We start from the raw sequence: 13702 nt of genomic DNA, 5'->3' as shown, positions 1-13702 counted from the left end.
TGAGGCGATTGTCTTTAACTGATGGCCGCTGTGGTTACTATGCCTACAGTGGCAATACGTTGCCCAACCATATCCCGCACATAAAGCCTGACCTCGCCGAAATCTTTGCTTTGATCGTTTTCAGGCGCACCAGCAAAAGACTGACGTAATAATTCATCGAGCGATAAACCAGCTTCAGCCGACAGTTCGATGCCATAGGAATGCTGTAAATCCTCCACTTTGGTGTAGCCTTTTAAGCGTAATTCGCCAGCAGGCAGCTCCTGATGGCTGGCTTCAGACACTCCGGCACATACCAAGTCAACAAATTCACGCACATCAGGTTTCATCACAATAAACAAATGATCACCGGCATGCAGCAAGGTTGACCCCCGGGGTGGGATCACCTGATTGCCACGGGTGATCATCGCCACCACAGTGCCGTCCGGCAACGCCATCTGGGATAAACGACGACCTGACGCCCGTGAATTGTCACCCAGTTGATACTCCACTATATCCGCATCTACATCCCCCAAAGCGGTGATCTCCAGTGTAGCTGCCGGTGTTACCGGAGGGGGTTCGGTTAAACCCAAAGTACGGGCCACCCAGGGTAAAGTTGAGCCCTGTATAGTGGCTGAAATGAGCACCACGAAAAACACCACACTAAAAATCAGGTTGGCACCGGGTAAGCCATAAATCAGCGGGTAAATCGCCAGAATAATAGGCACAGACCCGCGTAACCCCACCCAGGATACTAAGGTCATTTCCCGCGCATTAAAGCCAAAAAGTTTCAGCACAGGAATCACTGACAAAGGGCGCGCTACTAAGGTCAACACTGCAGCGATCAGCAAACCTTCCAACCAGACATCAAGCAAAGAAGAGGGGTCAATCAGCAAACCTAAAAACACGAACATGATAATTTGCCCCAACCAGGCCAAACCGTCGTGAAACAAAAAGGTACTGCGCTGAAATACAAACCTACTGTTGCCTATCACCACACCAGCAATAAAAATGGCAAGAAAACCACTACCGCCCAGATTGGCTGCGATACCAAAAGCCAATAAACCAAAGGCCGCAACCATCACAGGGTATAAACCTGAGGTGGTTAAATGAATGCGGTTTATGATACGCACGGATAGCCAGCCACCTAGTAAACCTACGGCAGACCCTATGCCCATTTGCTGGACAAACAGCATCAATAAACCAGTACCGGGTTCCAGCCCTTTCACCATGACTTCTAACAAGCCCACGGTCAGAAAAATCGCCATAGGATCGTTGGTTGCACTTTCAATTTCCAGCGTCGATTTCAGCCGCGGATTGATATGAATACCGGCATTACGCAATAAGGAAAATACAGCAGCAGCGTCGGTAGAACCGACAATGGCACCAATAAGTAAGCCGTAAAATAACGATACGTCCAGAATATAAGCGGCCGCCACACCAGTGATAGCTGAGGTCACCAAAACCCCCAAAGTGGCCAGGACAGAGGCCGGCTTCCATACCTGTTTGATAGACGCCATAGGCGTTTGCAAACCGCCGTCAAACAGAATAATAGCTAATGCTAACGAGCCAAGCGCATGCGCAATTTGCGCATTATCAAACACTATGCCGCCCGGGCCGTCTTCCCCGGCCAGCATACCGACCATCAAAAACAGCACCAGCACAGGTAAACCTAAGCGGGCCGACAACTTGCTGGATAAAATGCCGAAAATAATCAGAATCGCGGCTAATAAAATAATTTGATCGATGACAAACATGAATAGGTTCCTCGTATTGAGGCTACAGGCCAAACCTACAGCATAACTTTATTGGGTAGCACCAGACTTTTTAGTTTCAGAAGCTAGATACTACCGGGCAAAAATAGTCAGTTTATTCAGTACCACCGGAGGAGCCCGCGCTAAAAAGGCCACAGCCCGCTGGGGATAATATGCCGTAGTTAATGCGCTATAGCTCTGGCTCAAGGCTGGCCCGATGACGTGGCTATACAGTTGCGCCAGCCCCTGGTCATCATCATCTGATAACATCAAATGTTTCACAGGTGATGATGTTACAGAGGTGAGTTGGGCCACACTATGAGTGGGTGAACTTTGAGGTGAAGCCAGCCACTGATCGGCAGCCAAACTCTGCACTGAAGGGAACAGCGAACTTAGATAAAAGAACAGCGCAATAAAACTTAACGGCTTCATTGTCAGCCACCTGAACACATAAGAGAAATAACCCCTTGATCTACAGAGCTCGTTAGCTTGGTGGCTTGATCATACCATCGGATCAGCAGCAGAGCCTGACAAATTTAGTCAAAAAATTAGATTTTTCAGTCTTTTAGCTTATCGTGTTTTGCTCTGAAGTACCAATCATCTTTAAAAGGCTGAATTTAAGCGCATATCTATGTCCATCTCTTGTCCTGGGTGGTTTTTTTATGCTGTGATGATGAACGACCCACTGGTTCAAAAGAAAAAAAAGGATTTCAGAATGCGCCTGCTGCCCCTCGCCTGTTTAATCAGCTCTGCTTTTATCAGCACCAGTAGTTTTGCCGTGCCAAAGCAGTTAGCTCACGCTATTCATACCGATTACCAACAGCATCTGGAGCCGCTGTTTAAGCACTTTCACCAAAACCCAGAACTGTCATTTATGGAGTTTAAAACCGCTGAGCGTTTAGCCAAAGAGCTCAAAGACGCGGGTTTTGAAGTGACCACTGGCGTTGGAAAAACTGGTGTGGTGGCGATTCTAAAAAATGGTAAAGGCCCACTGGTGATGATGCGAGCGGATATGGACGCCTTGCCAGTGGAGGAAAAGAGTGGTTTGCCTTACGCATCGAAAGTAAAAACTAAAGACTGGCATGGCAATGAGGTGTCGGTGATGCATGCCTGTGGCCATGATATGCACATCACCAGTTTAGTAGGTACGGCGCGTCAGATGGTCAAAATCAAAGATCAGTGGCAAGGTACCCTGATGCTGATAGGCCAGCCTGCCGAAGAATATGTGGGCGGTGCCCAAAGTATGCGCGACGATCACATCTGGCAGCGTTTTGGCACACCGGATTATGCGATGGCGCTGCATGTCTCCAGTGAAATTGAAGCGGGTAAAATTGTCGCTGTCGAAGGTTCGCCCTACTCGGGTGTCGATTCAGTAGATATCCATATTCATGGTGTTGGCGCTCATGGTGCCAGCCCACATCGGGGCAAAGACCCGATAGTGTTGGGTTCGCAAATCGTACTGGCACTGCAGACTATTGTCAGCCGCGAAGTGGCCCCCAAAGAGCCCAGTGTCATTACCGTCGGTTCGTTTCACGCTGGTTCAAAGCACAATATTATTCCGGATTCAGCACACTTACAGCTGACAGTGCGCAACGATACCTTAGAAACCCGCGAGCAACTGATTAGCGCTATTAAACGAGTGGCCACCAATATGGGCCGGGTCGCGGGTTTGCCTGAAGACAAACTGCCAGAAGTGACAGTCGACCCACAAACCACCCCGCCTACAGTCAATGATATTGCACTGACGCAAAGGTTAAAGCAGCGCTGGGTCGGTCATTTTGGTGCAGATATCCTGGATCAGAATTACAAACGTTTAGGCATGGGCGCTGAGGATTATCCGTTTTTAATTATGAACCCGACCATCCAGAGTGTGTATTTCCAGATTGGCGGTACCCCCAAAGCGGACTTTGAGCGGGAGAAACAAGGCGGCGCTCCAGTGCCGAGCCATCACAGTCCATTATTTAAAATTGCACCAGAGCCTGCCATTAAAACTGGCGTAGAGGCCACTGTTGTCGCTTTGCTGGACCTGATGCCCAAACCCTAAATGAGGCTTCAGAGAATACAAACCAAGGCTTGCCTCAGGCAGGCCTTTTTGTAAGATAAAGTTACAAATGAGTTTCGACTCAGAAGCAAAATCAGGTTAGTCTGACTATCACATCCTCAGTCCGGCTGTTTCAAACCGATGATGTTCCATAATCAATAACTAAAAGGAAAACGCAACGTGCGCCATTCATTATTAGCTCTTAGCATCGCCGCCTTATTGGCCGGCTGTAATCCGGCACAAGATAGCAAAACCACCACACCTGCTGCAGCAGAACCTGTCACCGCCGCAGAAACTAAAGCAGCGTTGTCTGAATCAGAACGGTTAAACCAATGGTTTGAAACCAAATACGAAGAACAGTTACAAATGAGTCCGCTGCAGATGACTTTCTTAGGTCGTAAAGATAAGCAGGACCAGATTGACGATGTGACTGAAGAAGCCGAAGACAAGCAACTGGCCTGGGCTGCAGCTTCTGTGGAAGAATTAAAGTCTCAGTTTGACTACAACAAGTTAGATACTGAAGCTAAAACCTCATACGACTTATGGATTTATCAGTATGAACAAAGCCGCGATGCCGCCGCATTCCGCGTTAATAGTTATGTGTTTAACCAGATGCAAGGGGTGCACGCCTTACTGCCTCAAGTGCTGATGAACTTCCATAAAGTAGACGAAGTGGTCGATATGGAGGCTTATGTCAAACGTATTGGCGGTATCGCCAAAGCTATTGCCGACTTACAGCAACGCGCCGCTAAATATGCGGAAGCTGGGGTACGGCCACCCCGTTTTGCCTACGAAGGTGTACTGGAACAAGTCAATAATCTGTTAGACGGCGCGCCTTTTAAACAAAGTGACAAAGATGCACCGTTGTGGGCGGATGCCAAAGCCAAAGTCGAAGCCCTGAAAAAAGCCGACAAACTGGATGATAAAAAAGCTGAACAGTTACTGGCGGATGCAAAATCGGCCTTAACCACTCAATTCCAACCTTCTTATGAGGCTTTATCAGCATTTTTAACCAGCGAGTTGGACAAAACTCAGGTGAATGTGACGGGTGTATCGACTCAGCCCAACGGTGTGGCGTACTACAACCATCGCCTGGCTCAGTCAACCACCACAGATCTGACTGCAGATGAAATTCACCAGATAGGTTTAAACGAAGTTGATCGTCTGACCAAAGAGATGATCGCAATTAAAGATAAAGTGGGCTTTAAAGGCTCGTTGAAAGAGTTCTTCACTTTTATCAAAACGGACGCCCAGTTCTTTTACCCGGATACAGATGAAGGCCGTCAGGGCTATATCAAAGACTCAGAGGCGTACTTAGCCTTTATTGAGAAAAAACTGCCTGAATACTTTGGTATTCTGCCCAAAGCAGCCTTAACGGTAAAACGTGTTGAAGCCTTCCGCGAACAACCGGGCGCTGCTCAGCATTATTACCCTGGCACACCAGATGGTAAACGCCCTGGCATTTATTACGCGCATTTATCGGACATGAAACAAATGCCGAAAAATGAAATGGAGGCGATCGCTTACCACGAAGGTAGCCCTGGTCACCATATGCAAATTTCTATTGCGCAGGAACTGACCTCAGTGCCTACTTTCCGTACTCAGGCAGGCTTTACCGCCTACGTTGAAGGCTGGGCTCTGTACTCAGAACTGCTGGCCAAAGAAATGGGCGCTTATCAGAACGACTACTCAGACTTTGGCCGCTTAATCACAGAAATGTGGCGTGCCGTGCGCTTAGTCGTCGATACAGGGATGCACAGCAAAGGCTGGACCGAACAACAGGGGATTGAATACTTTAAAGAAAAAACTCCTGTTGCTGAAGGCGCTGTGGTGTCTGAAGTAAGACGTTATCTGGTATGGCCGGGTCAGGCGACGGCTTATAAAATTGGTATGTTAAAAATTCTGGAAATCCGCGCTAAGGCCAAAGAGCAGTTAGGCGATAAGTTCGATATCAAAGGCTTCCATGACACTGTTTTAGGTGGCGGTGCATTGCCGTTACAAGTGCTGGAAAAACGGGTGCAGAACTGGGTCGATAGCGTAAAAGCAGCTTAAGCCTTGATTAGATTGTCTGAAATGGCCCCTGACCGGGCCATTTTTTTTTGCAAATCTGCCTCAGCATACAACCAGCCCCTCTGTGTTTACGTATTAGCTAAGGTTTTTCTCACAACAGGATGATGTTATGTTCAGTTATGCCACTTTAGGTTCAAACAATCTGGATAAGTCAGTCGCTTTTTATTTGGAGCTGCTAAAAGAGCAAGGTGCAAAAACACTGATTAAAATGGACCGGATCGTATTTATTGGCAAGAGTATGCAAAGCCCGATGCTGGCAATTTGTATCCCGTACAACAAAGAACCAGCCACTCCGGGCAATGGAACTATGCTGTCTATTGCACCAGGTAGCAAAGAAAAAGTAGACGAGTTGTATCATAAAGCGATAGCGCTGGGAGCCCGCTGTGAAGGCGCCCCCGGACAACGGATCCCTAACACCTTTTATGGTGCTTATGTGCGGGATTTAGACGGTAATAAGCTTTGCTTTAATCATTTCGGTTAATTTCTCATCCTCTGTTCAGAGCAGGAGTAAGGCGCGCCCTAACCTGCTCTTGACCTTGGTACGACCTTTATGTCAAATTATTGTAAATAAGTTGAACCTAAGGTCAGGTTCAACAAACACTCTGCCTGGTCCCGCTTGGGACAACACTATGTTATGAAAGGATTCGTCTATGCGCACCTTGCTGCTGCTTACCAGCCTTGCTGTTAGTCCGCAGGTTTACTCTGATATGCTCGATGCTTTAAAACACTACGAGCAACAAGACTACCATAAAGCCTCGACAGAGTTTTCTGCGCTCTTGCCGCTTGGAAATGAACTGGCTGCTTTTAATCTGGCCGTGATGCATTACAAGGGACAAGGCAACGCAGCCGACCCTGTCAAAGCGCTGGCCTATTTTCAACTGGCAGACCGGCTCGGCGATAAAAGAGCGGCATCTTTAGCCACCTCAGTCTCCGCTACACTAGGGCCTGCACAACAGCAGCAGGCGGCTGAACAATTTCAGGCGCTGTTCAGGACAGTGCAGATCGACGATTTACAGGATGACGAAGTAGATTTAACCGCGTTGCCCGAGGTGATCAGTCGTAAAGAGCCGGCTTATCCGTCTGAAGCTGCTCACAAAGGTATATTTGGCTACACAGTGATGAAGTATTTAATAGACGAGCAAGGCCAGGTCAGTACTGTGGAAGTGCTGGGTTCCTTTCCGGATAAGTCCTTCAATAAATCCTCAATCAGAGCAATCAAATCCTGGAAATACGCAGCCTCAGGCCAAAAGCATACAGGTAAGGTAATACTTCACTATAGCCTGGGTCCATTGCAACCTCATCAGGTCAAACACTTTATGCAGCAGCATAAGTTGATGGAATACGCGGTAGCTGGTTCACCTCAACACCAGTTTCTGCTGGGGACTCTGATGGATATGCTGGCAACGAACTCCAGCTACTTTGTGCAGTCAGATCCCAAGCTGGCGTTGGACCCTGCGGCTGAATTACCTGAGCAGTTTTTTAAACGCAGATCCGGTCTCAGTCGGCTTATCGAAGGCTTTTCGGGCAGCGCTATGGTAAAAACCGATGCCAAAGGCACCGTGACTGCAGTGCTCAATGCCGATAAAATGACCAAGCAGCAGGCCACTACTCTGTTAGTTGGAAAACAGTTAAATGAGGATGCCAGCGATGGCGTTTTCAGGCTCTGGGCTGATCCGGGTAAAGCGGCCTACATCACACCTGTTGTTTACGTTTCAGAATTACATACTGGTGGCTATTGGTGGACCATGGCGGCCAAAAATGGCAATGTAGACGCCCAGCGCCAGTTGGCTATGGTGTCTGAACGCTGGGAAAACTATCTGCTTCGCGCCAATGATCCACAAGTACAAGCCTGGAGTGGCGTCAGAAAAATAGTGCAGGGGCAGAAAGCTGAAGGCCAATTGTTACTGGAGAAAGCCATAGCACAACATTATCCTATCGCAGCAGAACTAAAAGCTGCGCTGTAGGTTTGCCGGCGAACAGCCCACATTGCTGTGGGCTTTAATTTAAGACTTTTTTTCCAGCGCAGCATGCATATCTTCCAGCCGGATCCCTCTGGTATCAATACCATGACGTTGCAATAAAAAAGCAGCCATCACTAACGCAGCCATAATCACCAGGCCTGACCATGCCATCTGATCAAACAACCCGATGACACCAAGCAAAGCACCTAAAATACCGCCGAATTTTGAGCTGGCAGCGACAATACCTGATCCTGTACCACGCAAATGCACCGGATATATCTCTGCGGCATAAGGAATAAGCATGGCAATAACGCCACTGGAGCTGACCAGCAGCAGTGCAATAGATACGGAAAGCAGTGTCACTGAACGGCTGTCAAGCCAATCAAAAATGCAGAAACTCAGCAAAGACAAGGCTGTGAGCAGAATAAACAGCAACAGGGTTTTGATACTGCTCCAGCTATGATACAGCCAGATCACCACAGCCACACCGGGCAACGCAAAAAAAGCCGATTTAGTAATAATAGCGCTGGCCTGCCCTGCTAAACCCATTTCGCCTAAATTAGTCGGCAGCCACAACATAAAACCAAAGTTCACCAAGCCCCAAGCCACACCTGCGGCCACTAAACCTAAAGTAATACCAGCATAATGCCCTTCAAGTAGCTGCTTAAACCCGGCCTTTGGCGCTGCAGGTTGTTCTTCAACTACGATGCTGCTTTGATCCTGCGCCTGCACAGCACTAAAACGTTGCAGCACCAAACGAGCCTCGCTGGTTAAGCCCTTGCTCGCCAGATAACGCGGCGATTCAGGAATGTAACGGTTTAAAAAAATCACCAATAAACCTGTTGGCAACCCCAGCATCCATAAAATACGCCAGCTAAACAGCGGCTCCAGCACAGCGGCAGAACCGGACGCTACCAGATAGCCTGCCGCAGTGCCAAAACCCCCCAGCGCCACCAGTAACCAACCTCTGTGCGCCGCCGGAATAGTTTCAGCCATCAGGGTAAAGGTAATAGGCAACAAGCCGCCGGCCGACATGCCCATCAAAAAACACATCACCAGATTCCACTCAAAAGACGGCATAGCACCACAAATAGCGGTACCAATAAACATTAAGGCAGACAACAAAATAGCCGCTCTGCGGCCAAACAAATCCGCCATCAGCCCCCAAATCACTGAGCCAATGGTGGTGCCTGTCAAAGCCACCAACGCCAACACACCCGCTTCTTTAGAGCTGATGCCGTATTCGTCTTTCATGCCCGGCATGACAAAACCTAAAGTAGCTGGTTTCATTACATCCACGATCACCGCCGCCATCAGTACCATCACCAAAGTCCAATGCTCCTTATTCAGTGGCAATTGGTCTGCGACGTGAAAGTGTAATCTGCTGTTGTCATTGCTGCGCAGTTGGTCCAGCCGTGGCATCAGGCCATAGACAGCCAGCACTAATCCCAGTGGGATCAGGCCCATCCCTACCAGCATATTGCTGTCCATCGGCATACCCACCATCTGATAATTCATATGAGATGCATGGATAAACATCGGGATATGCGCTAACACCCCCAACGTGATACCAATACATCCCAGCCAGAAGGCGAACGGATGATAAAAATTAATCCCCTGTGATTTCATCGCACTTGTCTCTGTGGGCGGCCCCTGCCGGGCATCTAGTTGAAGCGACAAGCATACTGGGCAATTTACTGGAATAGCAAGAACAGAAACCGCAGGGTGCGGCTCAAAGCTGTTGATTAGAAAACAAAAATTAGCGCTGTTTTGGCTGTTCAATTCAGCTACCATAAATATTCATTCTGTCAGCCTTAGAGCCCTGTACAGGGACTCTGGCTTGCCCTATTCCAATTGAGGATTCTATGCGTCGTTTTTCTGTTATTTTGCTGTGTTTATTCAGTGGTATTGCCTTTGCTAAACCCGGTGAACTGGTATTTTCCAGCGACTTTGAACAGGATGCCCATCAATGGAATATTCTCGCTGGTTGTCAGCGCAGCTCTGAGATGGCGCGTACTGGCGCAAGCAGCTTGTTTTGTCAGGATGGCAGCAGCTCTTTAGTCAGCCGTTACCCGGTATCTGAGCTGGGTTTACTGGAGTTTTGGGTCAAGCCTCAGTCCGCTTTTGCCAGTTATCGTATTAATATTTTAACCTCGTCTTCTGTCGCTTTGGATGCGCAGTGGCAACAGGTTGGTTTAATTGAAGCGCCTGCAGGTAACGAAGCCTATATGGCCCATCGGGTGTCTATTGATGATCCGGGCCGCAAATACCTGCGCTTAGATATAGAAAGCTTACACGGTGGTCTGGCACTGGATGATGTCACGCTGGACCGTATTTTGCTCGACACGGCGCTGCAAAAAAACGAGCAGAAAATTATCAGTGGCATTCTGGATAAACTGCAAACCAACAAGAACTACCAGCTACAAAGCGAGTCTTTCCGCACCATTGGCAAAAATTATGCAGCACAACTGGAAAGCCAGCGCCAGTATCTGGAATACGCCAACGCTATTTATTCAACCATCACTTTTGCGCTGGCCAGTTCAGAGCGCAATAAAATGTCGAATCCGATGGCTTATGCGTCGTTCCGCACTATCCTGGCCGACACCAAAAGAGTCACCTCGCCTTTGCAGCAAGCCCGGCTCAATTCGATGGTGAAGCCTTTTGGTGATTTAACCACCGCCACTTTAACTGTGGTCAGCGGCGGTTTGTATGCCGCTTTTGCCGAGCCTTTTAAGTCTTTTCTGGCGACAGCTTTTGATAAATCCAATTATGAGAATGCCGATTTAAACCGCAAAGATCGTAAGTTCGCCGAAGAAAACGGCTTAAAAATTTATGAGCAGGCGGAGAAATTTTTAAACGAGCTGGAAAAAGAGTTGGTGCAGGTCTCGGCGTTGGAAAACGATTTGCAAAGCATGCTGAAAATGGTGGAAGTATTCCGCAAGGATTTAGATAAACACCTGCGCGATTATCTGCAGCATGCTGGTCTTGCCCGCACTCAGGAAAACTACAGCAGAGTGATGAGCAAAGACGAATCCATTCGTGCTTTGGTGATCAACGAAGTAGGCGAAAATGTCACCACTAAAGCTCAGGGCTATCTGGCCGCCAATGACAATACGCAGTTGATCCAGTACATGTTAAAAACCTCAGAGCAGCTTGAGGGCATGCAGGAATTTAAAGAACGTTTTAACCAAATCACCTCGTCGGCTATTACTTTTTACGACAGATTTGAACGTTCGGTCGCACCGGATCAAAACCCCTTTACGGACGCCAAAGATAAAGCGGCCTGGGAGCAACACGCGCAAAAAGCCAGAAGTTATATCAAACAGTCCAAAGAGGCTTTTAGCAAAGCTTATATGTAAGGCTGCTGCAGAGGAAAGAAACCAGTCAAAGCACGTCCACTTTGACTGGTCAAAGCAAAGCAGGTTATTTCGTCGTGCGTGGCTTGGTTTTTGGCTTAGCCTTAGGTTTTACCTTGTTGGCGCTGTCCAGATCAATCCGGGTTTCACTGGCTTTGTTCGAACGGCCTGATAACACCTTGCGTGAAATAGTTTTTAACAACGACTCCCGATTACTGACCTCAAAGCCTGGTACCATCACCCGCTTAATTTTACTGCCAATCAGCTTTTGAATACGCTCTAAGGTCTGCTCTTCTTCACGGCTGACAAAGGAAATCGCCAATCCTTCTGCGCCAGCACGGCCGGTGCGGCCTATACGATGCACATAGTCTTCCGGCAGATAAGGCAGGTTAAAGTTCACCACATAATCCAGCCCCTGAATGTCCAGCCCCCGGGCCGCCACTTCAGTGGCAATCAGTACCTGTAACTTTGCCGATTTAAAGTCGGCGATAGCACGACGGCGGGCGCCCTGACTTTTATCGCCATGGCAGACCGCAGCGTCTATTTTTTTCATTTGCAGACCCGCCAATAAGCGGTCGGCCTGCTCTTTGGTACTGGTAAAGACCAGCACCTGGAACCAGTTATTTTCCAGCAGCAATTGCTCAAACAATTCAATTTTGCGGCTCTCTTCCACCGGATATACCAGATGCTCGACGGTATCCGCTGTACTGTTGGCTTTGGCCACGCGAATTTGCTGATGATTTTTCAGAATTTTATGCGACAGCTCGTTTACTGCTGGTGAAGTGGTAGCAGAGAACAACAGGGTTTGACGGTGGTTTGCTGTCATTTGTATCAGCTTCAGCACGTCTGTGACAAAGCCCATGTCCAGCATACGGTCGGCTTCGTCCAGCACCACAAATTCAACATCAGTTAGAATCACATGACCAAGCGCCATATGCTCAATCAAACGGCCCGGTGTGCTGATCACTATATCAACACCAGTGCGTAATTTATTCGCCTGCCCACCCATTTTGACGCCACCGTACAGCGCAGTTACGCTGATCGGCACAAATTTAGCGTATGCACAGATAGACTCGGCAATTTGTTCTGCCAGCTCGCGGGTCGGTGTCAGGATCAGCGCGCGTGGACGCTGTGCTACAGTCGCTTTAGGTTTATCCAGCATGCGTTGTAACACTGGGATCGCAAAAGCAGCAGTTTTGCCAGTGCCGGTTTGCGCTGTTACCTGCAAATCTTTGCCACGGCGCGCCGGCACTATGGCCTGCTCCTGCACCGGAGTCATAGTACTGTAGCCGCATTCCACAAGAGCACGTTGCAGATCCGGAGCCAAATCTAAAGATGAAAATTGCATAAAGAGTTCCTCTGTAGAATAGCTACAGTAAAAAATGAGGGCAGAATATACAGCATTTTAGCGCCTGATGAGACTATTCTTTGCCATTGGCAGAGTTTCATCCGGCGTTGCTGTATGGTTCCGGCTGTGAAATCGAGTTGATTTTCCTTGAAAAGTGAAATGCTTATCTGCAGCGACAAGCCGCTTTCCTTTTAGCTTTCGTCAAGGTCGTCACGGTCAAAATCAAATTCCCGTGGTTGATGCTTACAGGCTCTGGCCAGGATCTCCACATAGAAACTTTCCAGTTGTTGTTCTACAGCAGCATCAATATGTTTATTGATTTCAGAGGTGAATACTTTTTTAGCTTTATCTTCTGAGGCACCAAAACGGCAGTCGAAGGTCCAGTAATCCATACCAGCGGGCAGAGTTTTACGGCGCTCTCTTTTCAAATACTTTTTGATATCGTATTTGATGGCATCCACCCAACGGGCCGGTTGCAGTTTAGGGTGGGTTAACGCTATGGTTTTTTTCATTACAAATCCTGAATGGGTAGGCCGGCGCGCATTCTACATGGAAGAGCACAAGATCACTATAGCCGCTCCGGCCCACATCAGGCCAAACCTGACTCACTATTTCCAGTATTCGCTGATTTTTATCACTTTGTCAGCGCGAAACTCAAACACAGCCAAATGATTTTGTATCACCCCCTGGTGGACTTCCTGCCGCTCTACCGCCACAACGTTGTACCCCGGTAGTTGACTGAGAATACGATAACGGGGGGCAGTTTTGTCATACTTTCCTAAAGCCTGCAGCCGTAGTGTATTGTCGTAGAGCTATTTTTTGCTGTAGTTGCCACCATAGACGTCATGCCGATAGACAAAGTCGTCGCTATACAATGCAAAAAGTTGATCAACATCAGCCCTGGTGGAGCCTTTGAGCATCACCTTATTTTGTGCCTGGGTGATCTCTGCAACTTTTGCTTTGAGCTGCTCTGCTGATAACACCTGCAGTTCTGCCGCCTGCAGGCTGAAAAGCATCAAACCGGATAGAATAGTCAGAAATTTGTTCATATCGCCCCCTTGTCTGGGTATTTACTACCACTAATTGATAGCAACTACGCAGTGGAGCTCAACCAGTGGCGGAATGTATGGGACAAGCGGACGGGTCGACAGTCGCTTAACAGGGATAGCAGACCTGAAACATCTGACGGACTGAGC

Annotated in this window: 11 protein-coding genes; 5 read left to right on the top strand and 6 right to left on the bottom strand. The window is 48.3% G+C overall.

Annotated features, from left to right (window positions below):
* Positions 1-14: 14 nt before the first annotated feature.
* Positions 15-1733 carry a potassium/proton antiporter gene (locus SD53_RS13845; RefSeq protein ID WP_046520762.1) on the bottom strand — a complete coding sequence of 573 codons (1719 nt, stop codon included), beginning with the start codon at positions 1731-1733 and terminating at the stop codon, positions 15-17.
* Positions 1734-1823: 90 nt separating this feature from the next.
* Entirely contained in the window at positions 1824-2162 is a 339-nt protein-coding gene (locus SD53_RS13840) for a hypothetical protein (protein ID WP_046520761.1), read from the bottom strand.
* Positions 2163-2445: 283 nt separating this feature from the next.
* Between SD53_RS13840 and SD53_RS13835 the strand changes: the two genes are divergently transcribed.
* The 4 genes from SD53_RS13835 (at position 2446) to SD53_RS13820 (ending at position 7805) form a co-directional block, all read left to right on the top strand.
* Positions 2446-3774 carry an amidohydrolase gene (locus SD53_RS13835; protein ID WP_046520760.1) on the top strand — a complete coding sequence of 443 codons (1329 nt, stop codon included), beginning with the start codon at positions 2446-2448 and terminating at the stop codon, positions 3772-3774.
* A gap of 177 nt (positions 3775-3951) precedes the next feature.
* Entirely contained in the window at positions 3952-5823 is a 1872-nt protein-coding gene (locus SD53_RS13830; protein WP_046520759.1) for a DUF885 domain-containing protein, read from the top strand.
* Between the two features lie 127 nt (positions 5824-5950).
* Positions 5951-6322 (top strand): VOC family protein, encoded by a 372-nt coding sequence (locus SD53_RS13825; protein WP_046520758.1) that lies wholly within the window; start codon positions 5951-5953, stop codon positions 6320-6322.
* A 169-nt stretch (positions 6323-6491) separates the two neighbouring features.
* Entirely contained in the window at positions 6492-7805 is a 1314-nt protein-coding gene (locus SD53_RS13820) for a TonB family protein (protein ID WP_046520757.1), read from the top strand.
* 39 nt (positions 7806-7844) lie between these two features.
* On the opposite strand, the gene SD53_RS13815 is transcribed toward SD53_RS13820, so the two are convergent.
* On the bottom strand, positions 7845-9431 hold the full coding sequence (locus SD53_RS13815) for an MFS transporter (protein ID WP_046520756.1): 1587 nt from the start codon (positions 9429-9431) through the stop codon (positions 7845-7847).
* Between the two features lie 236 nt (positions 9432-9667).
* Here SD53_RS13815 and bdpA point away from each other — a divergent pair, with 236 nt between their 5' ends.
* The gene (bdpA, locus tag SD53_RS13810; RefSeq protein WP_046520755.1) at positions 9668-11161 is read left to right on the top strand and encodes a BAR domain-like protein A BdpA; all 1494 of its coding nucleotides are present in this window, start codon (positions 9668-9670) and stop codon (positions 11159-11161) included.
* A 64-nt stretch (positions 11162-11225) separates the two neighbouring features.
* Here the strand turns inward: bdpA and SD53_RS13805 are convergent, their stop codons facing one another.
* From SD53_RS13805 to SD53_RS13795, 3 genes are all read right to left on the bottom strand, one after another.
* Positions 11226-12506, bottom strand: coding sequence for a DEAD/DEAH box helicase (locus tag SD53_RS13805; protein WP_046520754.1), 1281 nt, complete (start codon positions 12504-12506; stop codon positions 11226-11228).
* Positions 12507-12697: 191 nt separating this feature from the next.
* Entirely contained in the window at positions 12698-13018 is a 321-nt protein-coding gene (locus SD53_RS13800; protein WP_046520753.1) for a DUF6172 family protein, read from the bottom strand.
* 300 nt (positions 13019-13318) lie between these two features.
* Positions 13319-13555 carry a hypothetical protein gene (locus SD53_RS13795; protein WP_046520752.1) on the bottom strand — a complete coding sequence of 79 codons (237 nt, stop codon included), beginning with the start codon at positions 13553-13555 and terminating at the stop codon, positions 13319-13321.
* Positions 13556-13702 lie beyond the last annotated feature (147 nt).

The organism is Rheinheimera mesophila, from assembly GCF_000986865.1.
Taxonomy (GTDB): domain Bacteria; phylum Pseudomonadota; class Gammaproteobacteria; order Enterobacterales; family Alteromonadaceae; genus Pararheinheimera; species Pararheinheimera mesophila.
The sequence above is the reverse complement of the archived record's forward strand: the minus strand, read 5'-3'. Positions and strand labels throughout refer to the sequence as shown.